This is a genomic window from Streptomyces longispororuber (assembly GCF_014656095.1).
Lineage (GTDB): Bacteria > Actinomycetota > Actinomycetes > Streptomycetales > Streptomycetaceae > Streptomyces > Streptomyces longispororuber.
On the sequence record NZ_BNBT01000064.1, the window covers coordinates 21,723 to 43,206 of the forward strand.

The 21,484-nt window shown below is 72.8% G+C and carries 22 protein-coding genes; 14 read left to right on the forward strand and 8 right to left on the reverse strand.

The genetic code is table 11. From position 1 onward, the window contains the following. Positions 1–383 precede the first annotated feature (383 nt). The 12 genes from IE330_RS40060 (at position 384) to IE330_RS20495 (ending at position 11,144) form a co-directional block, all read left to right on the forward strand. Positions 384–467 (forward strand): putative leader peptide, encoded by an 84-nt coding sequence (locus IE330_RS40060; protein WP_318783855.1) that lies wholly within the window; start codon positions 384–386, stop codon positions 465–467. Positions 468–579: 112 nt separating this feature from the next. Beyond that, positions 580–2,277 (forward strand): nitrite/sulfite reductase, encoded by a 1,698-nt coding sequence (locus tag IE330_RS20440; protein ID WP_190137518.1) that lies wholly within the window; start codon positions 580–582, stop codon positions 2,275–2,277. 28 nt (positions 2,278–2,305) lie between these two features. Beyond that, entirely contained in the window at positions 2,306–2,485 is a 180-nt protein-coding gene (locus IE330_RS20445; protein ID WP_190137519.1) for a hypothetical protein, read from the forward strand. Continuing rightward, a complete protein-coding gene (locus tag IE330_RS20450) occupies positions 2,482–3,201 on the forward strand; it encodes a phosphoadenylyl-sulfate reductase (RefSeq protein ID WP_190137520.1) in 720 nt (239 codons plus the stop codon). The genes IE330_RS20445 and IE330_RS20450 overlap by 4 nt, the downstream gene beginning before the upstream one ends. Next, positions 3,198–3,791: an adenylyl-sulfate kinase gene (gene cysC, locus IE330_RS20455; protein ID WP_190137521.1), complete on the forward strand. Its 594-nt coding sequence runs from the start codon at positions 3,198–3,200 to the stop codon at positions 3,789–3,791. Before IE330_RS20450 ends, cysC begins: the two co-directional genes overlap by 4 nt. A gap of 86 nt (positions 3,792–3,877) precedes the next feature. Continuing rightward, positions 3,878–4,840: a sulfate adenylyltransferase subunit CysD gene (gene cysD / locus IE330_RS20460; protein ID WP_190137522.1), complete on the forward strand. Its 963-nt coding sequence runs from the start codon at positions 3,878–3,880 to the stop codon at positions 4,838–4,840. Between the two features lie 2 nt (positions 4,841–4,842). Then, on the forward strand, positions 4,843–6,189 hold the full coding sequence (locus IE330_RS20465; protein ID WP_190137523.1) for a sulfate adenylyltransferase subunit 1: 1,347 nt from the start codon (positions 4,843–4,845) through the stop codon (positions 6,187–6,189). A gap of 253 nt (positions 6,190–6,442) precedes the next feature. After that, a complete protein-coding gene (locus IE330_RS20475) occupies positions 6,443–7,582 on the forward strand; it encodes an aliphatic sulfonate ABC transporter substrate-binding protein (RefSeq protein WP_373314694.1) in 1,140 nt (379 codons plus the stop codon). Between the two features lie 42 nt (positions 7,583–7,624). After that, a complete protein-coding gene (locus IE330_RS20480) occupies positions 7,625–8,425 on the forward strand; it encodes an ABC transporter ATP-binding protein (protein WP_190137524.1) in 801 nt (266 codons plus the stop codon). Beyond that, positions 8,412–9,347 (forward strand): ABC transporter permease, encoded by a 936-nt coding sequence (locus tag IE330_RS20485; protein ID WP_190137525.1) that lies wholly within the window; start codon positions 8,412–8,414, stop codon positions 9,345–9,347. The genes IE330_RS20480 and IE330_RS20485 overlap by 14 nt, the downstream gene beginning before the upstream one ends. A gap of 5 nt (positions 9,348–9,352) precedes the next feature. Beyond that, a complete protein-coding gene (locus tag IE330_RS20490; protein WP_190137538.1) occupies positions 9,353–10,162 on the forward strand; it encodes a sirohydrochlorin chelatase in 810 nt (269 codons plus the stop codon). 76 nt (positions 10,163–10,238) lie between these two features. Further along, positions 10,239–11,144 (forward strand): transglutaminase domain-containing protein, encoded by a 906-nt coding sequence (locus IE330_RS20495; protein WP_190137526.1) that lies wholly within the window; start codon positions 10,239–10,241, stop codon positions 11,142–11,144. Positions 11,145–11,177: 33 nt separating this feature from the next. Here IE330_RS20495 and IE330_RS20500 read toward each other — a convergent pair whose 3' ends face one another. The 6 genes from IE330_RS20500 to IE330_RS20525 all read right to left on the reverse strand — a co-directional run bounded on the left by IE330_RS20500 (position 11,178) and on the right by IE330_RS20525 (position 16,762). Then, positions 11,178–11,567 carry a nuclear transport factor 2 family protein gene (locus tag IE330_RS20500; RefSeq protein ID WP_190137527.1) on the reverse strand — a complete coding sequence of 130 codons (390 nt, stop codon included), beginning with the start codon at positions 11,565–11,567 and terminating at the stop codon, positions 11,178–11,180. Then, positions 11,564–12,124 (reverse strand): DUF1697 domain-containing protein, encoded by a 561-nt coding sequence (locus IE330_RS20505; RefSeq protein ID WP_190137528.1) that lies wholly within the window; start codon positions 12,122–12,124, stop codon positions 11,564–11,566. The genes IE330_RS20500 and IE330_RS20505 overlap by 4 nt, the downstream gene beginning before the upstream one ends. A 99-nt stretch (positions 12,125–12,223) precedes the next feature. Next, positions 12,224–13,432 carry a S8 family peptidase gene (locus tag IE330_RS20510; RefSeq protein ID WP_190137529.1) on the reverse strand — a complete coding sequence of 403 codons (1,209 nt, stop codon included), beginning with the start codon at positions 13,430–13,432 and terminating at the stop codon, positions 12,224–12,226. Positions 13,433–13,685: 253 nt separating this feature from the next. Beyond that, positions 13,686–14,831, reverse strand: a complete 1,146-nt coding sequence (locus IE330_RS20515; RefSeq protein WP_190137530.1) for a CDP-alcohol phosphatidyltransferase family protein — start codon at positions 14,829–14,831, stop codon at positions 13,686–13,688. A 132-nt stretch (positions 14,832–14,963) separates the two neighbouring features. Next, complete coding sequence (gene mgt / locus IE330_RS20520) at positions 14,964–16,202, reverse strand: macrolide-inactivating glycosyltransferase (protein WP_190137531.1); 1,239 nt, start codon at positions 16,200–16,202, stop codon at positions 14,964–14,966. Positions 16,203–16,366: 164 nt separating this feature from the next. After that, the gene (locus IE330_RS20525; protein ID WP_190137539.1) at positions 16,367–16,762 is read right to left on the reverse strand and encodes a MarR family winged helix-turn-helix transcriptional regulator; all 396 of its coding nucleotides are present in this window, start codon (positions 16,760–16,762) and stop codon (positions 16,367–16,369) included. 300 nt (positions 16,763–17,062) lie between these two features. Here IE330_RS20525 and IE330_RS20530 point away from each other — a divergent pair, with 300 nt between their 5' ends. Both IE330_RS20530 and IE330_RS20535 read left to right on the forward strand, forming a co-directional pair. Beyond that, the gene (locus IE330_RS20530) at positions 17,063–18,115 is read left to right on the forward strand and encodes an ABC-2 transporter permease (RefSeq protein WP_190137532.1); all 1,053 of its coding nucleotides are present in this window, start codon (positions 17,063–17,065) and stop codon (positions 18,113–18,115) included. 341 nt (positions 18,116–18,456) lie between these two features. Continuing rightward, entirely contained in the window at positions 18,457–19,248 is a 792-nt protein-coding gene (locus IE330_RS20535; protein ID WP_190137533.1) for an SDR family oxidoreductase, read from the forward strand. A 73-nt stretch (positions 19,249–19,321) separates the two neighbouring features. Here the strand turns inward: IE330_RS20535 and IE330_RS20540 are convergent, their stop codons facing one another. Continuing rightward, a complete protein-coding gene (locus IE330_RS20540) occupies positions 19,322–20,614 on the reverse strand; it encodes an ABC transporter substrate-binding protein (protein ID WP_190137534.1) in 1,293 nt (430 codons plus the stop codon). After that, positions 20,614–21,378, reverse strand: a complete 765-nt coding sequence (locus IE330_RS20545; RefSeq protein WP_190137540.1) for a carbohydrate ABC transporter permease — start codon at positions 21,376–21,378, stop codon at positions 20,614–20,616. The genes IE330_RS20540 and IE330_RS20545 overlap by 1 nt, the downstream gene beginning before the upstream one ends. Positions 21,379–21,484: the final 106 nt, after the last annotated feature.

Below are 21,484 nucleotides of genomic sequence, written 5' to 3' on the forward strand. Positions count from 1 at the left end.
CCGGCCGACGACGGCGAGACGGGAACTTCCAGCCCGTCCGGCCGACGACGGCGAGACGGGAACTTCCAGCCCGTCCGGCGTTTGAGGACGAGGCGCGAAGCGCCGATGACGGGGGAAAGGGGCGGAGCCCCAGACGGAAACGGCGGGGACCCGGGATCTCCAGCCCGTCCGGCGTTTGAGGACGAGGCGCGGAGCGCCAATGAAGGGGGAAAGGGGCGGAGCCCCAGACGAACAGGGCGGGGGGCCGGGGGCGGCAGCCCCTGGTTTCGGGGAGGGGTGGGACTGGGGCGCACCCGCGAGGGGCATCCCGGCATGCGAGACGGAAGCGTCCAGCATGCGGATAACGGTGGACTGCGTATCGCGCCCCATGCCAGGCTTTCGGCATGTCTCGAGCTGGAATCGCCTTGGTGAGTCGACGTCACGTCGACCTCGTCCGCGTGTCCAGCGCCATGTGTCCGGCGAGCTGAGAGACCCAGCACCGCCGCTTCCCCCGTACTGACCCCTCCCCGCGCCCCGCCGCGCCTTCTGCGCGAGTGCGCAGGTCAGAGCCGCTCTCAGCCCGCTGTGAAGGACGTACCCATGGCCGCAACCCCGGATCGAACCGTGCCCGCCGCACCCCGTCGCAGGACGGGCCGCCACCGCGGCGAGGGCCAGTGGGCCGCCGGACACTTCACGCCGCTGAACGGGAACGAGCAGTTCAAGAAGGACGACGACGGTCTCAATGTGCGGACACGCATTGAGACGATCTACTCCAAGCGCGGCTTCGACTCCATCGACCCGAACGACCTGCGCGGCCGGATGCGCTGGTGGGGCCTGTACACCCAGCGCAAGCCCGGCATCGACGGCGGCAAGACGGCGGTCCTGGCGCCGGAGGAGCTGGACGACGAGCACTTCATGCTCCGGGTCCGCATCGACGGCGGCCGGCTCACCACCGACCAGCTCCGGGTCGTCGGCGAGATCTCGCAGGAGTTCGCCCGCGGCACCGCCGACATCACCGACCGGCAGAACATCCAGTACCACTGGATCCGCATCGAGGACGTGCCGGAGATCTGGCGCCGCCTGGAGGCCGTGGGCCTGTCCACGACCGAGGCCTGCGGCGACACCCCGCGCGTCATCCTCGGCTCCCCCGTCGCCGGGATCGCGGAGGACGAGATCATCGACGGCACGCCCGCCGTCGAGGAGATCCACCGCCGCGTCATCGGCAACCCGGCCTTCTCGAACCTGCCGCGCAAGTTCAAGTCCGCGATCTCCGGCTCGCCGCTGCTCGACGTGGCGCACGAGATCAACGACGTCGCCTTCGTGGGCGTGCGCCACCCCGAGTACGGGCCCGGCTTCGACCTGTGGGTCGGCGGCGGCCTGTCCACCAACCCCAAGATCGGGCAGCGGCTCGGCGCCTGGGTGCCGCTGGAGGACGTGCCCGACGTCTTCGAGGGCGTCATCTCCATCTTCCGCGACTACGGCTACCGGCGGCTGCGCAACCGCGCCCGGCTGAAGTTCCTCGTCGCCGACTGGGGCGTGGAGAAGTTCCGCCGGGTCCTGGAGGACGAGTACCTGCTGCGCACGCTCGCCGACGGGCCCGCGCCCGAGCAGCCCGTACAGCGCTGGCGCGACCACGTCGGCGTGCACCGGCAGCGGGACGGCCGCTACTACGTCGGCTTCGCCCCGCGCGTCGGCCGCGTCGACGGCACCGTCCTGACGAAGATCGCCGACCTCGCCGCCGCCCACGGCTCGGGCCGCCTGCGCACCACCGTCGAGCAGAAGATGATCGTGCTCGACGTCGCGGAGGACCAGGTCGACTCCCTGGTCGAGGGCCTTGAGGCGCTCGACCTGACCGTGCGCCCCTCGCCGTTCCGGCGCGGCACCATGGCCTGCACCGGGATCGAGTTCTGCAAGCTCGCCATCGTCGAGACGAAGGCGCGCGGCGCCTCGCTCATCGACGAACTGGAGCGGCGCGTCCCGGACTTCGACGAGCCGCTCACCATCAACATCAACGGCTGCCCGAACGCCTGCGCCCGCATCCAGGTCGCCGACATCGGCCTCAAGGGCCAGCTCGTCCTCGACGAGAACGGCGACCAGGTCGAGGGCTACCAGGTGCACCTGGGCGGCGCGCTCGGCCTGGAGGCCGGGTTCGGCCGCAAGGTGCGCGGCCTGAAGGTCACCGCCGCCGAGCTGCCGGACTACGTGGAGCGGGTCCTCAGGCGCTACCAGGCGGAGCGCGAGGACGGCGAGCGGTTCGCCACCTGGGCGGCCCGCGCCTCCGAGGAGGCCCTGGCATGAGCGTGGCGAGCGAAGCGAAGGACACGGCATGAGCGAGCGCGCGGCCCCCTTCTACTGCCCGTACTGCGGCGACGAGGACCTGCGTCCGGGCGAGCAGGGCCACGGCGCCTGGGAATGCGCGGCGTGCAACCGCGCCTTCCAGGTGAAGTTCCTCGGGCTGCTCGCCCGGGGGCTTCGACGCGACGACGGTGGAGGGGCAGAGATATGACGAGCACTCAGCAGGTGTCGGCCGACACCCCGGCCGACGAGCTCAAGGCGCTCGCCGAGCGCGCCGGGCGCGACTTGGAGGACGCCTCCGCCCTGGAGATCCTCACCTGGGCCGCCGGCACCTTCGGCGCCCGCTTCTGCGTGACCTCCTCCATGGAGGACGCCGTGGTGGCCCACCTCGCCGCGCGCGCCCGGCCCGGCGTGGACGTGGTGTTCCTGGACACCGGCTACCACTTCCCCGAGACCATCGGCACCCGCGACGCCGTGGCGGCCGTGATGGACGTCGACGTCATCACGCTCACGCCCCGGCAGACCGTGGCCGAGCAGGACGCCGAGTACGGCCCGCGGCTGCACGACCGCGACCCCGACCTGTGCTGCGCCCTGCGCAAGGTCAAGCCCCTGGAGGAGGGCCTGGCCGGGTACCTGGCTTGGGCCACGGGCCTGCGCCGCGACGAGTCGCCGACCCGCGCGCACACCCCCGTCGTCGGCTGGGACGACAGGCGCCGCAAGGTGAAGGTCTCCCCCATCGCCCGCTGGACGCAGGACGACGTGGACGCCTACGTCGCCGAGCACGGCGTGCTCACCAACCCGCTCCTCATGGACGGCTACGGCTCCGTGGGCTGCGCCCCGTGCACCCGGCGCCTCCTGGAGGGCGAGGACGCGCGCGCGGGCCGCTGGGCCGGGCGCGCCAAGACCGAGTGCGGGCTGCACGGATGACGGCCGCCCCGCACACCCCCCGGCCGACGACCCCCCACACCGTTCAGGAGACCCACGTGACCGGAGCCACCGTCTGGCTCACGGGCCTGCCCAGCGCGGGCAAGACCACCATCGCCCACGAGCTGGCGCGGACGCTGCGCGCGCGGGGCCGCGCGGTCGAGGTGCTCGACGGCGACGAGATCCGCGAGTTCCTCTCCGCGGGCCTCGGCTTCAGCCGCGAGGACCGGCACACCAACGTGCAGCGCATCGGCTTCGTCGCCGAGCTGCTCGCCCGCAACGGCGTGCTCGCGCTCGTGCCCGTCATCGCCCCGTTCGCCGACAGCCGCGACGCGGTGCGCAAGCGCCACCAGACGGCCGGCACCCCGTACCTGGAGGTGCACGTCGCCACGCCGGTGGAGGTGTGCTCCGTCCGTGACGTGAAGGGCCTGTACGCCAAGCAGGCGGCGGGCGAGCTGACCGGTCTGACGGGCGTCGACGACCCGTACGAGGAGCCGGAGTCGCCCGACCTGCGCCTGGAGTCGCAGCACCAGACCGTGCCCGAGTCGGCGGCGGCCGTGCTGGCGCTGCTGCGGGAGAGGGGCGTCCTGTGAGCGACGTCCCCGCGGCCCTCCCGCCGCGGACGACCACGGGGTTCGAAGCGAACGACAGGCGAATCGACAGGCGAAAGGGACGCACCATGACCACCGCCGCGGCCGTGTCCGAGGACTCCGCGCACCCCGGGCGCGCGGCGGGCGACGACAGCCCGTACGCGCTCAGCCACCTGGACGCCCTGGAGTCCGAGGCCGTGCACATCTTCCGGGAGGTGGCGGGCGAGTTCGAGCGGCCGGTGATCCTGTTCTCCGGCGGCAAGGACTCCATCGTCATGCTGCACCTGGCGCTGAAGGCGTTCGCCCCGGCGGCGGTCCCCTTCGCGCTGCTGCACGTCGACACCGGGCACAACTTCCCCGAGGTCATCGACTACCGCGACCGCGTCGTGGCACGCCACCGGCTGCGGCTGCACGTGGCGTCCGTACAGGACTACATCGACCGGGGCGTGCTCAAGGAGCGGCCGGACGGCACCCGCAACCCGCTGCAGACGCTGCCGCTGACGGAGAAGATCCAGAGCGAGCGGTTCGACGCCGTCTTCGGCGGCGGGCGCAGGGACGAGGAGAAGGCCCGCGCCAAGGAGCGGGTGTTCTCGCTGCGCGACGAGTTCTCGCAGTGGGACCCGCGCCGCCAGCGGCCCGAGCTGTGGCAGCTCTACAACGGCCGGCACGCGCCGGGCGAGCACGTGCGCGTCTTCCCGCTGTCCAACTGGACCGAGCTGGACGTGTGGCAGTACATCGCCCGCGAGGGGATCGAGCTGCCGGAGATCTACTTCGCCCACGAGCGCGAGGTGTTCCGGCGCGACGGGATGTGGCTGACCGCCGGGGACTGGGGCGGCCCCAAGGACGGCGAGGACGTGGAGAAGCGGCTGGTGCGCTACCGCACGGTCGGCGACATGTCCTGCACCGGGGCCGTCGACTCCGACGCCACCACCCTGGAGGCCGTGATCACCGAGATCGCGGCGTCCCGGCTCACCGAGCGCGGCGCCACCCGGGCCGACGACAAGCTCTCCGAGGCCGCGATGGAAGACCGCAAGCGCGAGGGGTACTTCTAGCCATGACGACACCCACCACCGCCGTCGCCGCCGATCAGCTCGGCGCGACGACCCTGCTGCGGTTCGCCACCGCCGGGTCCGTCGACGACGGCAAGTCCACGCTCGTGGGCCGGCTCCTGCACGACTCCAAGTCGGTCCTGGCCGACCAGTTGGAGGCCGTGGAGCACGCCTCGCGCAGCCGCGGCGCCGAGGGGCCCGACCTCGCGCTGCTCACCGACGGCCTGCGGGCCGAGCGCGAGCAGGGCATCACCATCGACGTGGCGTACCGCTACTTCGCGACCGCCCGGCGCCGGTTCATCCTCGCCGACACCCCCGGCCACGTGCAGTACACCCGCAACATGGTCACCGGCGCCTCCACGGCCGAGCTCACGGTCGTCCTGGTCGACGCCCGCAACGGCGTGGTCGAGCAGACCCGCAGGCACGCCGCCATCGCCGCGCTCCTGCGGGTGCCGCACGTGGTGCTCGCGGTGAACAAGATGGACCTCGTCGGCTACGCGGAGCCGGTCTTCGCGAAGATCGCCGAGGAGTTCACCGCGTACGCCACCGAGCTGGGCGTCCCCGAGGTCACCTCGATCCCGATCTCGGCGCTCGCCGGGGACAACGTGGTCGAGCCGTCCTCGACCATGGACTGGTACGGCGGCCCGACCGTCCTGGAGCACCTGGAGACGGTGCCGGTCAGCCACGACCTGACGAGCTGCCACGCCCGGCTGCCGGTGCAGTACGTGATCCGGCCGCAGACGGCGGAGCACCCCGACTACCGCGGGTACGCGGGGCAGATCGCGGCGGGCACCTTCCGCGTCGGCGACGAGGTCACCGTGCTGCCCTCGGGCCGCTCGTCGCGGATCGCGGGCATCGACCTGCTCGGCGAGCCGGTGGACGTGGCGTGGACGCCGCAGTCCGTGACCGTGCTCCTGGAGGACGACCTGGACGTCTCACGAGGTGACATGCTCGTCCCGAGCAGTGATACGCCGCCGACGACCCAGGACATCGCGGCCACCGTCTGCCACGTCGCGGACCAGCCGCTGACCGTGGGCCGGCGGGTGCTGCTCAAGCACACCACGCGCACGGTCAAGGCGATCGTGAAGCAGATCCCGTCCCGGCTCACCCTGGACGACCTCTCGCAGCACCCGAACCCCGGGCACCTCGTCGCCAACGACATCGGCCGCGTCCTGGTGCGCACCGCCGAGCCGCTCGCGCTCGACGCGTACGCCGACTCGCGCCGTACCGGCTCCTTCCTCCTCATCGACCCGGCGGACGGCACCACGCTGGCCGCCGGCATGGCGGGCGAGGCCTTCGCGCGGGCCGAGGCGCCCGCGCCCGCCGCGGACGACGACGGATGGGACTTCTGACCATGGCCTTCCCCGATGTCTTCTCGACCTTCGCGAAGGAGGGCGGCCGCGTGGGCAGCGGCGCCCTCGGCGCGGGTTCGGGCGGCGTGACGCGATGTGTGGCGTGACGCCTTCCGCGAGCGGCGCGTCCGCGTGCCGCTCGCGCGCCCACACCCCCCGCCGTCCCTTCGCACGCAGACGAAGATCCGCCGACATCCGCCCGGCCGCACCCTGATCCGTGCGTCGAGCCGGGCCAACGAGAGGAACGCCTCCCGTGCCAGCCATCCGCATCCCCGGTCCCCGCCCCTCCCGTGCGACACGCTCCGGCCGCCTGGCCGCCGTCGCCCTCCCCCTGCTCGCGCTCACCCTCTCCGCCTGCGGATACGGCTCGGACTCCGACAAGGACGACGGCGGCAAGGCCCGCATCGCCGCCGGTGCGAAGAAGATCGACGGCCTGGACACCGTGAGGATCGGCTACTTCCCGAACCTCACCCACGGCACGGCGCTCGTCGGCGCCCACGAGGGCCTGTTCCAGAAGGAACTGGGTGCCACCAAGGCCTCGTACGCGGAGTTCAACGCGGGCCCCTCGGAGATCGAGGCGCTGAACTCGAAGTCCATCGACATCGGCTGGATCGGCCCGTCGCCCGCCATCAACGGCTACACCAAGTCCGGCGGCAAGAACCTGCGCATCATCGGCGGCTCGGCCTCCGGCGGCGTGAAGCTCGTGGTCAACCCCGAGAAGATCAGGTCCTTGAACGACGTCAAGGGCAAGAAGATCGCCACCCCGCAGCTCGGCAACACCCAGGACGTGGCGTTCCTCCACTGGATCTCCGAGAAGGGGTGGAAGGTCGACGCGCAGAGCGGCAAGGGCGACGTGTCGGTGGTCCGCACCGACAACAAGATCACCCCGGACGCCTACAAGTCCGGCTCGATCGACGGCGCCTGGGTGCCGGAGCCGACCGCGTCCAAGCTGGTCTCCGAGGGCGCGAAGGTGCTGCTCGACGAGGCCGACCTGTGGCCGGACAAGAAGTTCGTGATCACGAACATCATCGTGCGCCAGGACTTCCTGGCGAAGCATCCGAAGGTGGTCGAGGCCGTCCTGCGGGGCGCGGTGAAGACCAACCAGTTCATCAAGGACAACCCGGAGAAGGCCAAGGCCGCCGCCAACGCCAAGCTGAAGCAGCACTCCGGCAAGGCCCTGCCCGCCAAGATCCTCGACCCGGCCTGGAAGTCCATCCAGTTCACCAACGACCCGCTGGCGGCGACGCTCGACACCGAGGCCGACCACGCCGTGCGGGCGGGCCTCCTGGAGAAGCCCGACCTGAAGGGCATCTACGACCTCGAGCCGCTCAACAAGGTCCTGAAGGCGGCGGGCGAACCCGCGGTCGACGACGCCGGCCTCGGCGCCGAGTAGCCGTACCCGCCCATCAGTTCAGGTTCTCAGGAGGGGACGACCATGGCCGCGACACTCGCCAAGGAAGCAGGAAGCGCCACCCGGGCCGCGGACGCGCTCGACGTCGCCGCGCGCGTCGAGCACGTCTCGAAGTCCTTCACCACGCCCGCCGGACAGCAGCTCGTCCTCGACGACATCACGCTGGACGTCAACCAGGGCGAGTTCGTCACGCTCCTGGGAGCCTCCGGGTGCGGCAAGTCGACGCTGCTCAACCTCGTCGCCGGGCTCGACCGGCCGAGCGCGGGCAGCATCGGCACCGACGGCCGCCCGGCCCTGATGTTCCAGGAGCACGCGCTGTTCCCGTGGCTGACCGCGGGCCGGAACATCGAGCTGGCGCTGCGGCTGCGCGGGCTGCCCAAGGCCGAACGCCGCCCGCGCGCCGAGGAGTTGCTCGAGCTCGTCCGGCTGCGGGGCGCGTACGGCAAGCGCGTGCACGAGCTGTCCGGCGGCATGCGCCAGCGGGTCGCGCTGGCCCGCGCCCTGGCCCAGGACAGCAAGCTGCTCCTGATGGACGAGCCGTTCGCCGCGCTCGACGCGATCACCCGGGACGTGCTGCACGACGAGCTGACCCGGATCTGGCGCGAGACGCGGGTGTCGGTCCTGTTCGTCACGCACAACGTCCGCGAGGCGGTACGGCTCGCCCAGCGCGTGGTCCTGCTGTCCTCGCGGCCCGGCCGCGTCGCGCGCGAGTGGACCGTCGACATCGAGCAGCCGCGCCGCATCGAGGACGCGGCGGTGGCGGAGCTGTCCGCCGAGATCACTGAAGAACTGCGTGGGGAGATCCGCCGCCATGGGCAGCACTGAGACGACCGCGTCCGCGACGGGCGAGGACGGCCGGCGGTCCGCGCCGGAGCGGGACGGCCGGCGGGACACCCACGACCTCGCCGGCCTGGAGGCGGGCCTGGACGCGCTGGACACCGTGCAGACGCGGCGCGCCCCGCTGCGCGAGACCCTGGTCCAGAAGGTCCTGCCGCCCGTGACGGCGGTCCTGCTGGTCCTGGTGGTCTGGCAGGTCCTCGTCTGGGCGGAGGTGACCGACAGCTACAAGCTGCCGTCGCCGGGCGCCGTGTGGCAGGAGGTCGAGAACGCCTGGCTGCAGGGCACCCTCGTCGACTACATCTGGACGTCCGTCTCGCGCGGCATGTTCGGGTTCCTGCTGGCTCTGCTCATCGGCACCCCGCTCGGCCTGGTGGTGGCCCGGGTCCGCTTCGTGCGGGCGGCCATCGGCCCGGTCCTGTCGGGCCTGCAGTCGCTGCCGTCGGTGGCGTGGGTGCCCCCGGCGGTGATCTGGCTGGGCCTCAACGACAAGATGATGTACGCGGTGATCCTGCTCGGCGCCGTGCCGTCCATCGCCAACGGCCTGGTCTCCGGCGTGGACCAGGTGCCGCCGCTGTTCCTGCGGGCGGGCCGCACCCTGGGCGCGACCGGCCTGCGCGGCACCTGGCACATCGTCATGCCCGCCGCCCTGCCCGGCTACCTGGCGGGGCTGAAGCAGGGCTGGGCCTTCTCCTGGCGGTCCCTGATGGCCGCCGAGATCATCGCCCAGTCGCCGGACCTGGGCATGGGCCTCGGCCAGCTCCTGGAGGCGGGGCGCACCAACAGCAGCATGTCGCAGGTGTTCCTCGCGATCCTGCTGATCCTCGTCGTCGGCATCGCCATCGACCTGCTGATCTTCAGTCCGCTGGAGCGGTGGGTGCTGCGCAGCCGCGGCCTGCTGGTGAAGTGAGCACGATGCGCCCGCCCCTGAACCCCGCTCCGCCGGTCCTGCTGGTCATCGCCCACGGCAGCCGGGACCCCCGGCACGCCGCCACGGTGCGGGCCCTGGTGCGGCGCGTGCGCGCGCTGCGCCCGGGGCAGCGGGTGGAGGCCGCCTTCCTGGACTTCAACGCGCCCTCCGTGCCCCGGGCGCTGGAGTCCCTGGCCGGTCAGGGCGTCCGGGACGTCGTCGCCCTGCCGCTGCTGCTGACCCGCGCCTTCCACGCGAAGGCCGACATCCCGGCCGCCCTGCGGGAGGCCCCCGCGGGGCTGCGGGTGCGCGGGGCCGGGGTGCTCGGCCCCTCGCCGCTGCTGCTCGCCGCGCTGGAGCAGCGGCTGTACGAGGCGGGGCTCGACCCCGCCGACAAGGCCGTGACCGGGGTGGTCCTCGCCTCGGCCGGCTCCACGGACCCGGAGGCGATCGCAGTGATCGCTGACATCGCGCGGGAGTGGCGGCGTACCGGTTGGTGCGCCGTGCGGCCTGCGTTCGCCTCCGCGGGACTGCCCCCCACCGAGGGGGCCGTCCAGGCCTTGCGGCACGTGCCCGGGGTGCGGCGGGTGGCCGTCGCCCCGTACGTCCTGGCCCCCGGGTTCCTGCCCGACCGGATCGCCCGGGGGGCCGCCGGGGCCGATGTGCTCGGCGGGGTGCTCGGGGACTCCCCGCTCGTCGCCCGGGTGCTGCTGGAGCGGTTCGACGCGTGCCGCCGCTTCCCGGCGGACCGCCGCCCCGGGCACCTCGCGGCGGCGAGCGGCCCGGGCCTCCTGGACCTGCCCGCCGCGGGGTGACGCGCCCGGGTCCGGCGCACCGCGGGCCCCGCCGACGCTGGACTCTGCCCCAGGGGCAGACCGCACCCTGCCGGGCATGGACACCCCTTATCTGACCCAGACCCCGTACAGCACCCCGGGCCCGCACCTCGACGCCCTGCTCGGCGGTGTGCCGCTGCCGCGCGACCCCGCCGCGCTCGCGTCGATGGTGCACGGGGTGCTGCTGCACCGGCAGGAGACCTGGCGGTTCGGCTACGACGTGCCGGACGAACGGCTGCACGGGGACGCGGAGTCCCGGTACGTGGCGGAGATCCTGCGCATCCTGCGCGAGCGCGGGGACACCTCGCTCGGGGAGCGCCGCGAGCCCGCCGCCCGGTTCGTCGCCACCTGCCGGGACTACGCGCTGCTGCTGTGCGCGCTGCTGCGGGCCACCGGCACCCCGGCGCGCGTCCGCGCCGGCTACGCGACGTACTTCGAGCCGGGCTTCCACGACAACCACTGGGTGACGGAGTACTGGGTGGCAGGGCGGGGCTGGGTGCTCGCCGACGCGCAGTTGGTGGGCGGGTTCTACGCCACCGCGTTCGACGCCCTGGACGTGCCGCGCACGGCGTACGTGGTCGCCGGTGACGCGTGGCGGGCGTGCCGCGAGGGCCGCGCGGACCCGGACACGTACGGCGTGAGCAGCGTGCCCGCGATCAGGGGTCTTGACCTCGTCCGGGCCGACGTGGTGGCCGACCTGGCCGCGCTCGGCGGGGTGGAGCTGCTGCCCTGGGACGGCTGGGGGCTGATGGACAAGGCCGCCGCGGAGGTCACCGACGCCGACCTCGCCCTGCTCGACGCGGTGGCCGCCGCCACGTCGGCGGCCGGGCACGCGCCGGACGCGGGGCGGCCCGAGGCGGTGCGGGCCCTCCTGGCCGACCCGCGGCTCGCCGTCCCCGAGCGGGTCGTCTCGCACACCACGTACCGCGGGGACCGCGTGGTGGCGCTGGCGCCCGCCGTCTGAGCGCGGGCACGCCATCGGGGGCGGCGGCCGTCCTCAGTCCTCCTCGGGCTCGGGCTCGGGCGGCGTGAAGGGCGTGCCCTGGTGGAACCAGAGCAGCCAGCGGTCCCCGGTGCGCCGCCACAGCGAACTGCGGTGCGCCAGGCGGCCGTTGCTGTCGGTGTCGAAGGTGAGGTGCACCAGGTCGTCGGCGAGCTGGACGCCCCGCATGCCGGACGTGGTGATGGGGCGGCCGCCGGGCTCGGGCCGCGCGGCGAGGACCCGCAGGATCGACGCGCGGTCCCAGCGCGCGCCCGAGGCGCCGAACTCGGTGAACTCCGGGTGCAGCAGCTTCTCGAACAGCTCGGGCGTGGAGCGCACCTCCGGGTCGAGCAGGCGCAGCTCGTTCTCGATGGCGGCCTCGACGGCGGGCGAGCGGTCGGTCATCGGTGGTCTCCCCCGGTCAGCTCCGCGAGCTTGGTGACGGTGTTCCAGTTGCGGCTGGTGGCGACGGTGCCCCGGGTCAGGGCGGGGCGGCTCAGGGCGTCGGCGAGCTTGGAGCGCCCGAGTCCGTCGGGCGCGTACAGGTACAGGGCCCGGTCGCCGAGCCGGAACTCCTCCGGCAGGTACGCGGCCCGGTCCAGCGCGGCGTAGCGGCCGGGGTCCACGGGCTCGGAGAAGTACGTGACGTGCAGTTGCCTGCCCTCGAGGCCGGCGGCGGGGAACGGGCAGCGGTCGACGACGGCCCGCAGGTACGCGCCGTCGCGCACCAGCAGCTCCACGCCGAAGCCGAACTCCTCCTCCAGGGCGGCGCCCAGCTCCGCAGCGAGCGAGTCCTCGTCGCCGCGGTCGGTGGTGAACACCGCGTTCCCGCTCTGCAGATACGTTTGTACGCCGCCGTGTCCGAGTTCTTCCAGGAGGGTGCGCAGCCGGGCCATCGGCACCTTCCTGCCGCCGCCCACGTTCACGCCGCGCAGCAGCGCCGCGTAGATCTTCGTCGCCATGCGCACACGATAAGGCGGCCGCCGCGCCCCGTGGGGGTGGGCACGGCGGCCGCCGGTCCGAAGGGGGGCCGCCGCACGCGGTGCGGCGGCCCGTCGCCGCTACTCGACGACCTTCAGGAGCTTGTTGGGCGTGCCCGCGCTCGGGTGGGAGATCTTGTCCGGGGTGGCGCCGCCGGTCAGCGCCTCGGCGACGTCCGCGGGCGTGGCGTCCGGGTGCCCGGCCAGGTAGACCGCGGCGGCGCCGACGACGTGCGGGGTCGCCATCGACGTACCGGAGATGGTCTTGGTGGCGTCGTCGCCGGTGTTCCAGGAGGACGTGATGTCCGAGCCCGGGGCGTAGAGGTCCACGACGGAGCCGAAGTTGGAGAAGTCGGACTGCTGGTCGTCCTTCGTGGAGGAGGCGACCGTGATGGCCTCCTGCACGCGCGCCGGGGAGCTCTGGCCCGCGTCGCTCGACTCGTTGCCCGCGGCCACCGCGTAGGTGACGCCGGAGGCGATGGACTTGCGGACGGCCTCGTCGAGGGCCTCGTCGGCGCCGCCGCCGAGGCTCATGTTGGCGACGGACGGGCCCTGGTGGTTCTTGGTGACCCAGTCGATGCCGGCGACGACCTGCTCGGTGGTGCCGGAGCCCTGGTCGTCCAGGACGCGCACGCCGACGATCTTCGCCTTCTTGGCCACGCCGTGCGCGTCGCCCGCGATGGTGCCCGCGACGTGGGTGCCGTGGCCGTTGCCGTCGTCGGCGCTGTCGTCGTTGTCGACGGCGTCGAAGCCGGAGACGGCGCGGCCGCCGAAGTCCTTGTGGCTGACGCGGACGCCGGTGTCGATGACGTACGCGGTCACGCCCTCGCCGCCCTTGTCCGGGTAGGTGTACTTGCCGTCGCCCGCGGTGTCGGCCTGGTCGACGCGGTCCAGGCCCCAGGACGGCGGGTTCTCCTGGGTGGCCTTGATGGAGAACTTCTTGTTCTGCACGACCTTGCCGACGGCCGGGTCGGCGGCGAGGCGCTTGGCCTCGGTCTCGCTGAGGCCCTTGGCGGAGAAGCCGTTCACGTCCGAGGAGTAGTTGCGGTTGAGGGAGCCGCCGTACTCCTCGGCGAGGTCCGCCTTGGCGTCCTTGGTGGCCTTCTCGTCGAGCAGCACGATGTAGCTGCCGGCGACGGCGCCCTTGGCGTCCGTGCCGTAGACCTTGCCCTCGGCGGGCGTCGAGGCGCCGGCGAAGGTGCCGGCGAAGACGGTCACTCCCACCGCGGTGGCGGCGGTGGCTATGGCCGCGGTGAGCTTCATCGTGCGAGCGCGCTTGTGAGCTGCCATGAAGAGGGGTCTCCTCGTGGGGTGTGTGGGGGGATGTGGGGGGATGTGGGAGGTGTCGAGCTTTCGCTGCGGCGCCCGGGGTGCCCCGAAGGAACGGAAGATCACCGGGCGTTGGGACGAAACCTTGTCTGAATGGCGCGCGCAGATCAATAGCTACAGGCGGCTGTGACTTGTTCAACAAGGTTCTGTAACAACAAACCGCCCGGCCTGCGACGTTTCGGGCACACCCGCCCTCGCCCTCCCCGCCGGGAGGCTACGCCGCCGTCGTGACCGGCCGTTCCTCGAACGACTCGATCGTCCGCGTGAAGTCCCGTGTCGACAGCAACAGCTTGTAGACGATGGCGAGTTCGAAGACCAGCAGCAGCGCGCCGGAGACGACGGTCGCCGCGATCACCTGGTCGAGGAGCGGGCCGACGATGAAGACACCCATCTGGAACTCGACCCCGCTGACGAGGTGCGTACGGATGCGGTGCCGCAGCAGGAAGGAGCGCGCCCGCAGGTAGGTGGGGAACCGGTGCCGGAACTCCTGGTGCAGGTCGATGACTTGCTTGGGGCGGCCGCCCGGCGTGGGGGGCGCGCCCGGCGCAGCGGGCCCCGTGGACAACGAGGTCTCCTCCGGCGCAGCAGGCCCTGTGGACACGGACGGCCCCTCCGGCGCAGCAGGCCCCGTGGACACGGACGGCCCCTCCGGCGCAGCGATCCCCTCCGGTACGGAGGTCGCGGTCGCCCCCAGGGCCCGGTCGCGCTCGACGTCCGCCTCCGGGTTGGCCCGCAGCAGGTCCTCCATGAAGGCGAGTTCGGCCGCGTTCTCGGCGCGCCGGGCCGCCCGCACCCGGGCCTTGATCTGCTTGCGCATGGTGTGGCGGACCTTGAAGATCTCCAGGGAGTTGATGTAGCGCAGCGTGTCGAGCCCGACCACCGCGAGCGCGAGCCACACGTACACCACCTCACCGGTCCGCTCGTACTGGCCGCCCATGAGGGCGACCCCGCACACCATCACCCGGATCCGGTCGAAGACGAAGTCGAGCCACGCGCCGAACACCGACCCCTGGCCGGTCAGCCGCGCGACCTTGCCGTCCATGCAGTCCAGGACGAAGCTCAGGTGGTAGACCACCGCGCCGAGCACCAGCCACCGCCAGTCCCCGAAGGCGAAGCAGACCGCGGAGCCGAGGCCCAGCAGGAACGCGCCCCAGGTGATCTGGTTCGGGGTGATCCGCGTGCGCAGCGCGGTCTGGCGGACGAGCGGCGTGGCGACGGGGTCGACGAGCAGCACGGTCCACCAGGCGTCGCGCTTCTTCTGGGTGACGCGGCGGACCTCGGCGAGGGACGGTATCTCCCGCCCCCCGCCTCCGATCTCCGGCGCAGCGGGCGTGTCTCGTCGCGTGGGCTGTCGTGACATGGGTCAACTTCCTGGCGTTCGAGTGCGGTTCACCTCACGCTAGGAAAGCGTTTACCGGGGCCACAAGAAGCGGCGCGGGCAACCTTTGGCGGGGGGTATCGGTCCCACCAAGGGACCGGGTCGACGCCCTTGTCAGGACGCCCGGGCGCCCTTCACACCGCCGTCACGCCGCCCACGCGCGATCTCCTCCTCGATGAGGTCGGCCGCCCGCCGCGTGCCGCCCTCGCCCGCCATCCCGGCGCGCACCTCCTCCAGCCTGCGCGCCACCTCCGGGTCGTCGACGAGCGCGAGCACCGCCGCGCGCAGCGCCGCCGCGTCGGCCTCCTCCATCGGCAGGTGGCGGGCGACGCCGAGCGCCTGGAGCATGTCGGCGTTGCCGAACTGGTCGACGGCCTGCGGCACCGCCACCATCGGGGTCCCGGTGGCGAGGCCCTCCTGGCTGCCGCCCGCGCCCGCGTGCGTGATGAACGCGTCGGCCTTCTTCAGGACCGCCAGTTGCGGCACCCACGAGCGCACCTCGACGTTGGCCGGTACGTCCCCGAGCTCGCCCGCGTCGACGTGCTTGCCGACCTGGAGGACCACGTGCCAGCCCGGCAGGTCGCCGAAGGCCTTGACGCACTCGCAGTAGAAGTCGGGCCGCTTGGTGAAGGCGGAGCCGAGGGACACCAGGAGTACCTTCTCGGCGCCGGCGGGACGCTCCCAGTCGCCCTGCGCGGCGCGGTCGCCCTGGCAGGCGCCGACGAAGGTGTGCACGGTCTCGTCGACCCGGTCGGCGTGCGGCTGGAGCGCCTTGGGGATGAGCACGAGCGAGCGGGGCGGGCGGCCGACGAAGGGGTCGGGGTGTTGCGTGATCCCGTTCTCCTTCAGCCAGGCCTCGAAGCGCGCATAGTAGGCCTGGCCGCGCTCGGTGCTCCTCGGCTCCTTCCACATCGGCTCGGCGACCTCCTCCTCGTACCCCTCCCAGGCCACCAGGTTCGGCGACAGGGAGACCTCGGGCACGCCCCAGCGGCGGGCGAGGACGCGCGCGGGGTACGAGGTGATGTCGTACAGGACGATGTCCGGCTCGTCGCCCTCGTAGGCCCGCGCGAGCTGCGGCAGCGCCTGGATCGCGTCGGCCAGGAACGGCTCGACGTTGTCGAGCAGGGTCTCGCCCCAGGCCGACGGGTCGTCGTCCGGGCCGGGGAGCGCGCTGCGGTAGAGCACGGGTTCGGCGCCGGTCTCGGCGACCTTCTCCGCGAAGGCCTCCGGGATCGCGTACGTGACGCGGTGGCCGCGGGCGACGAGCTCCCGGATCACTTCCAGGCTCGGGTTCACGTGCCCGTGGGCGGCGATGGAGAACATGGCGACGTGGGCACGCTGGGGTGTGGTCATGCGAGGACCTTACGCGAGACGATACGTCTCGTGCAAGGGTTTCCCGGCACCTCACCCCGCCGGACGCGACGGCTGGCCGTCAGGGCACGCAGCGCCTCAGGGCGCGCGGCCTTCCAGGGCGCGCAGCCAGCCCCAGGGCGCGCAACCCCTCAGGCCACCGGACGTCAAGGCCCCTCGTCGGAAGCGCCCGCGTTGTAGCGCAGCAGATACTCCGCGAAGCGCTCCAGGTCCGGCCCGCTCCAGCCCGCGAGGCGCTCCCGGAAGGCGATCCTGCGGCTGTCGGTGACCTGCGCGAGCACCCCGACCCCCCGCTCGGTCAGGTGCAGCACGTGTACGCGGTGGTCGGCCGGGTCCTGGCGCCGCTCCACCAGGCCCGCCTTCTCCAGGGCCGCGACCTGCCTGCTGATCGTCGACTTGTCCAGGGTGTAGTGCGCCGCGAGGTCCGTGGCGCGGCAGCCCTGGCGGTCCTCCAGGTGGCTGAGCAGCGTGAAGGAGACGAGCGAGAGCTCGGGGTGCATCCGCGCGGCCGTGGCGCGGGCGCGCCGCGCGAACACCGTCATCTCCCGCTGGATGACCTCGATCGACTCACCGCGGTCGGCCACGGCCCCCGCCTCCTCGCGTCCACATCGCCCGGCCCTCCGCACGGCCGCGGAACCGGTGTACAGGGCTCCGCTTCCCTCCCGGAGCTAATGGTTGTACAGTACAACATGACGTAAGAGTTGCATATGCCAACTACCTTCCCGCCATCCACCCGCCCTGTCCGCCGCCGGCGCCCGACGCCCGCACACGACGCCGCACACGACGCCAGGAAGCGGACGGCACGGATCGGACGGCATGGACAGAGATCTGGAGAGCCCCGTATGACGGCGCCCGACCGCGGCCCCTTGCGCCACGTCCTTCTGCACCTGCTGACCCCGCTCCTCATGTGCCTGGGCATGGGCCTGGCGTACATGAGCGCGTTCGTCACGCCGGAGCCGCACGACCTGCCGGTGGCCGTGGTCGGCACCGACGCCCGCGCGCAGCACTTCGCCCAGGCCGTCCAGGAGAAGGCGGGCGACGCCCTGGACGTGCGCACCCTGGCCACGCGCGCCCAGGCCGTCGACGAGCTGAAGTCCCTCGACATCTCCGGCGCCTACCTCCCGGACACCAGGACCCCTGAGCTGCTCGTGGCCTCCGCGGGCTCCGACATGAGCGCGCTGGCCGTCCAGAAGGTGTTCACGCCGGTCGCGGCCGAGCAGGGCGCGCCCCTGAAGGTCACCGACGTGGCCCGCCCGGTCGCCGACGACCCGACGGGGCAGGGCCTGTTCTTCCTGCTGGTGGCGGTGAGCATCGGTTCGTACGCCTCCGTCGCGGCGCTCGGCGCGGCGGGCGCGGCCCTGCGGATGCGGGCACGCGCCGGGCTCGCCGTCGGCGTCGCCTTCGCCGTGAGCCTGATCGGCGCGGCGCTCGCCGGGCCCGTCTTCCACCTGGCGCACCACGGCCTGTGGGGCGTGTGGGCACTGTCCTGGCTGTACTCGGCGGGCATCCTGCTCATCGGCGTCGGCCTGCACACGTTCCTCAAGCGCTGGACGACGCTCGCGATGATGGTCCTCTTCGTGATGCTGAACTTCACCAGCTCCGGCGGCCTCTTCCGCCCCGAACTCCAGGACGGCTTCTTCGGCGCGCTGCACGGCTTCTGGAACGGCGCGGGCTTCGTCGAGGGCGTCCGCGCCCACCTCTACTTCGACAACCACGACCTCGGCACCCACGTGGTCACCCTGCTCGCCTGGCTGGCGGTGGGCGCCCTGATCACGGCGGTCGCGGCCCTGGCGGAACGGCACCGCAAGGCAACCCCGGCCACGCCTGGCCCCGCCGGGCGGACCGACGAGGCCGAGGAGCTGGAAGAGGAGATGGAGGAGTCGGTCGGCGTCTGAGCCGAACGCCGACGACGACCACCGCGACAACCGCCACAGGCACACTGCCGCGGGTACGGCGCCGCACACCAGGGCGGGGACCTCCGGGACACCGGGCGGCCCCCGCCCGGTGTCGTACCCGGCTCCGGGGCAACGGCACGGCCGCGGTCCCGGCGAGTGGCGTCAGCGCTCGACGCCGGGGCTCACCCGGCCGACCGCCTCGACGGTGACGGCCCAGCGCTCGTGGTCCCGCGTGGTGGCGCAGGCCGCGGTTCCTGAGGGTGGGTGCCCGGTGCGCTGTGAACCGGTGTGTGGTGAAAAGGGAGTGCGGTGCGAGCGGGCCGTCCATCAGGATGAGGGGCATGAGTGGTGAGACGCACCTGGGGAAGCGGCAGGGCCGGGCGGGGCGGCCGTTGGCCCTCGTTACGGGGGCCGGGCGGTCCGTGGGGATTGGGGCGGCCGTGGTGCTGGGGCTGGCGCGGGCCGGGTGGGACGTGGCCTTTTCGTACTGGACGCCGTACGACGCGCGGATGGAGTGGGGCGTGGAGGCCGGGGCCGCCGAGGAGTTGCGGGAGCGGGCGGCGGGGCTGGGGGCGCGGACGCACGCGGTCGAGGCGGACCTGAGCGACCCGGCGGTACCGGCGCGGCTCTTCGACGACGTCGAGCGCGAGCTGGGGAACGTCACCGCGCTGGTGCTCTGCCACTGCGAGTCGGTCGACTCCGGCCTGCTCGACACCACGGTGGAGAGCTTCGACCTGCACTACGCCGTCAACGCGCGGGCGACCTGGCTGCTGATCCGGGAGTACGGGCTGCGGTTCCGCGGGCCGCACGGCAGCGGGCGCGTCGTCAGCCTGACCAGCGACCACACCGCCGGCAACCTGCCCTACGGGGCGAGCAAGGGGGCCATGGACCGGATCACGCTGGCGGCCGCCCAGGAACTCGCCCACCTGGGAGTCACCTGCAACGCCGTCAACCCCGGGCCGACCGACACCGGTTGGATGACCGAGGAGCTGAAGGCGGACCTGGTGCACGCCACACCCCTGGGGCGCCTCGGTGTGCCGCGGGACTGCGCGCATCTCGTCACGTTCCTTTGCTCTGCGGAGGGCGGGTGGATCAACGGGCAGCTCCTGCAGAGCAACGGCGGGATCCAGTAGCCGGGCCGGGCGTACGGCGGCCCCGCGCCCGTCCGGGGCCGGGCCGCTCACCGGCGCCTCCGGCCGGAGGGCCTCAGCGCTGGTACCGCTTGAGCACCAGGTTCCCGTCCTCCACCAGGCGCTCGCGCAGCTCGTCCAGGTCGATCGCGCCGCTGTAGTACTCCTGGAGCGCGGGGGTGGCGATCTTGTCCGACCACTCCGGGTAGCCGCGTACCGCCTGGGCGGGGGCGGGGCGCAGGTGGCGGGCCAGGGCCGTGCCCGTTGCCCAGTCGTGCTTCCTCGTGTGCAGCGCGGGGTCCTTGAGGGCCGTGCGGCCGGTGGGGAGCATCCAGTCGCCGCGCGCGAGGCGCACCATGTTGGCGGGGCGCAGGAAGAAGTCGATGAAGGCCGCCGCCTCCTTCTTGTGCGGGCTGTCCTCGGCGACCGACAGGGTCTGCGGGCTCACGCCCTGCGCGAGCCCGTCCGCCCCTGCGGGCGCGGGCAGGACCCGCCAGTCGAAGCCCTCGGGCGCCTGCTGCGCGACCTGCTGACGGTACGAGAAGCCGAGCGGCACCATCGCGTACTTGCCGCCGAAGAAGCCCGGCAGGGTGTCGGAGCCACCCATGCCGAGGGTGGCGCCGGACGCGCTGCGGTCCACGTTGACCTGGTCGTGGACGGTGCGCGGCACCACCGCGTCGGCGTCGTCGAAGCGGATCTCGGCCTTGCCGTCCGCGCGCCGGTGGAACAGCTTCCCGCCCGCCGACAGGGAGAGGTTGAGCGTCGCCGACACCGGCTCCTTGAGCGGCCAGGCGACGCCGTACTTCCCCTTGCCGTCGCTCAGTTGCCGCGTCACGGACCGGAACTCCGGCCAGCTCCACGGCTTGTCGGGGGTGGGGATGCGTACCCCCGACTTCTTGAGCCACGTGGCGTTGGCGATCAGTACGCGCGGCTCCTGCAGGAACGGCACGCCGTACACCGTGCCGCCGAAGGTGGCCGTGTCCCAGGCACTCCGGGGGATGTCGTCGCGCAGCCGCTTCGGCAGCAGTCTCCCGAGGTCGGCGAGGTAGCCGCCGTACGCGAAGTCCGCGAGGTCGTCGGACGCGTCGTGGATGACGTCCGGGGCCTCGCCGCCCTCGAACGAGGTGAGGAGCTGGTCGTGGATGCTCGTCCAGCTCCCCTGGACGTACTCGACCCGGACGTCGGGGTGGCGGGCGTTCCACTCCGCCACCAGCTCCTTGTTGGCCTCGACGGACTCCTTCTGCCAGGCCAGCGACTGGAAGCGCAGGGTGATCCGGCCGTCGGCGTCGTCGCCCCCGCCGTCCGCGCAGCCGGACAGCAGCAGCGCCAGGGCGGCCGCGACCGTCGCGAGCCTGCGGGGCGCGCGCATCAGCTCTTCACCGCCCCGGCCAGCATGCCGCTCGTGATCCGCCTCTGGATGAGCGCGAACACGACGAGGGAGGGCAGCGTCGCGAGGAACGCGGCGGCGGCGAGCGGCCCGAGGTCGGCCGCGCCCTCCGCGCCGAGGAAGTGGGTGAGGACGACCGGCAACGTCTGCTTCTCCGGGGTCTTGAGGAGGACGAGCGCGAAGAAGAACTCGTTCCACGCCGTGATGAAGGCGAACAGCGCCGTCGCCCCGATGCCCGGCGCGAGCAGCGGCGCGGTGACCGACACCAGCGTCCGCAGCCGTCCCGCGCCGTCCACCGCGGCGGCCTCCTCCAGCTCGGCCGGCACCGCGCGCACGTACCCCACGAGCATCCACAGCGCGAACGGCAGCGCCCACACCACGTAGACCGCGATGAGGCCGGGCAGCGAGTTGATCAGGTGCAGGTTCTTCAGGACGAGGAACAGCGGGATGATCACCAGGACGAAGGGGAAGGCCTGGCTGACCACGACCCAGCCGGTGGCCGCCCGCGCGAGCCGGGTGCGGTGGCGCGCCATCACGTACGCCATGGGGGTCGCGACGGCGACGGCGAGGACGGCCGCGCTGAGGGCCGCGACGAGCGAGTTGCCCGCGGCCCGGAGCAGCGGCTGCTCGTCGAAGGCCTGGCGGTAGTTGGCGAGGGTCGGGTCCTTCGGGATCCAGGTGGGGTGCAGGCTGCCGAGCTCCCGGGCCGGTTTGAACGACGTGGAGACGAGCCACAGGAACGGCAGGACGAGGAAGGCGAGGTACGCGAGGAGCGCCGCGTACTGCCCGGCCCAGGCGGCGCGCCGCCCGCGCCGCGGTCGCCGTACGGTTCCGCGCGGGGCCGGGGCCGGG

Coding starts and splice junctions, on each gene's coding strand:
- IE330_RS20495 (WP_190137526.1), top strand. CDS start 10,239: ATGGACACCCCTTATCTGACCCAGACCCCGTACAGCACCCCGGGCCCG.
- IE330_RS40060 (WP_318783855.1), top strand. CDS start 384: ATGTCTCGAGCTGGAATCGCCTTGGTGAGTCGACGTCACGTCGACCTC.
- IE330_RS20510 (WP_190137529.1), bottom strand. CDS start 13,432: ATGGCAGCTCACAAGCGCGCTCGCACGATGAAGCTCACCGCGGCCATA.
- cysC (WP_190137521.1), top strand. CDS start 3,198: ATGACGGCCGCCCCGCACACCCCCCGGCCGACGACCCCCCACACCGTT.
- IE330_RS20445 (WP_190137519.1), top strand. CDS start 2,306: ATGAGCGAGCGCGCGGCCCCCTTCTACTGCCCGTACTGCGGCGACGAG.
- IE330_RS20530 (WP_190137532.1), top strand. CDS start 17,063: ATGACGGCGCCCGACCGCGGCCCCTTGCGCCACGTCCTTCTGCACCTG.
- IE330_RS20490 (WP_190137538.1), top strand. CDS start 9,353: ATGCGCCCGCCCCTGAACCCCGCTCCGCCGGTCCTGCTGGTCATCGCC.
- IE330_RS20500 (WP_190137527.1), bottom strand. CDS start 11,567: ATGACCGACCGCTCGCCCGCCGTCGAGGCCGCCATCGAGAACGAGCTG.
- IE330_RS20465 (WP_190137523.1), top strand. CDS start 4,843: ATGACGACACCCACCACCGCCGTCGCCGCCGATCAGCTCGGCGCGACG.
- IE330_RS20440 (WP_190137518.1), top strand. CDS start 580: ATGGCCGCAACCCCGGATCGAACCGTGCCCGCCGCACCCCGTCGCAGG.
- IE330_RS20535 (WP_190137533.1), top strand. CDS start 18,457: ATGAGTGGTGAGACGCACCTGGGGAAGCGGCAGGGCCGGGCGGGGCGG.
- mgt (WP_190137531.1), bottom strand. CDS start 16,202: ATGACCACACCCCAGCGTGCCCACGTCGCCATGTTCTCCATCGCCGCC.
- IE330_RS20540 (WP_190137534.1), bottom strand. CDS start 20,614: ATGCGCGCGCCCCGCAGGCTCGCGACGGTCGCGGCCGCCCTGGCGCTG.
- IE330_RS20450 (WP_190137520.1), top strand. CDS start 2,482: ATGACGAGCACTCAGCAGGTGTCGGCCGACACCCCGGCCGACGAGCTC.
- IE330_RS20515 (WP_190137530.1), bottom strand. CDS start 14,831: ATGTCACGACAGCCCACGCGACGAGACACGCCCGCTGCGCCGGAGATC.
- IE330_RS20505 (WP_190137528.1), bottom strand. CDS start 12,124: ATGGCGACGAAGATCTACGCGGCGCTGCTGCGCGGCGTGAACGTGGGC.
- IE330_RS20525 (WP_190137539.1), bottom strand. CDS start 16,762: ATGACGGTGTTCGCGCGGCGCGCCCGCGCCACGGCCGCGCGGATGCAC.
- IE330_RS20485 (WP_190137525.1), top strand. CDS start 8,412: ATGGGCAGCACTGAGACGACCGCGTCCGCGACGGGCGAGGACGGCCGG.
- IE330_RS20480 (WP_190137524.1), top strand. CDS start 7,625: ATGGCCGCGACACTCGCCAAGGAAGCAGGAAGCGCCACCCGGGCCGCG.
- cysD (WP_190137522.1), top strand. CDS start 3,878: ATGACCACCGCCGCGGCCGTGTCCGAGGACTCCGCGCACCCCGGGCGC.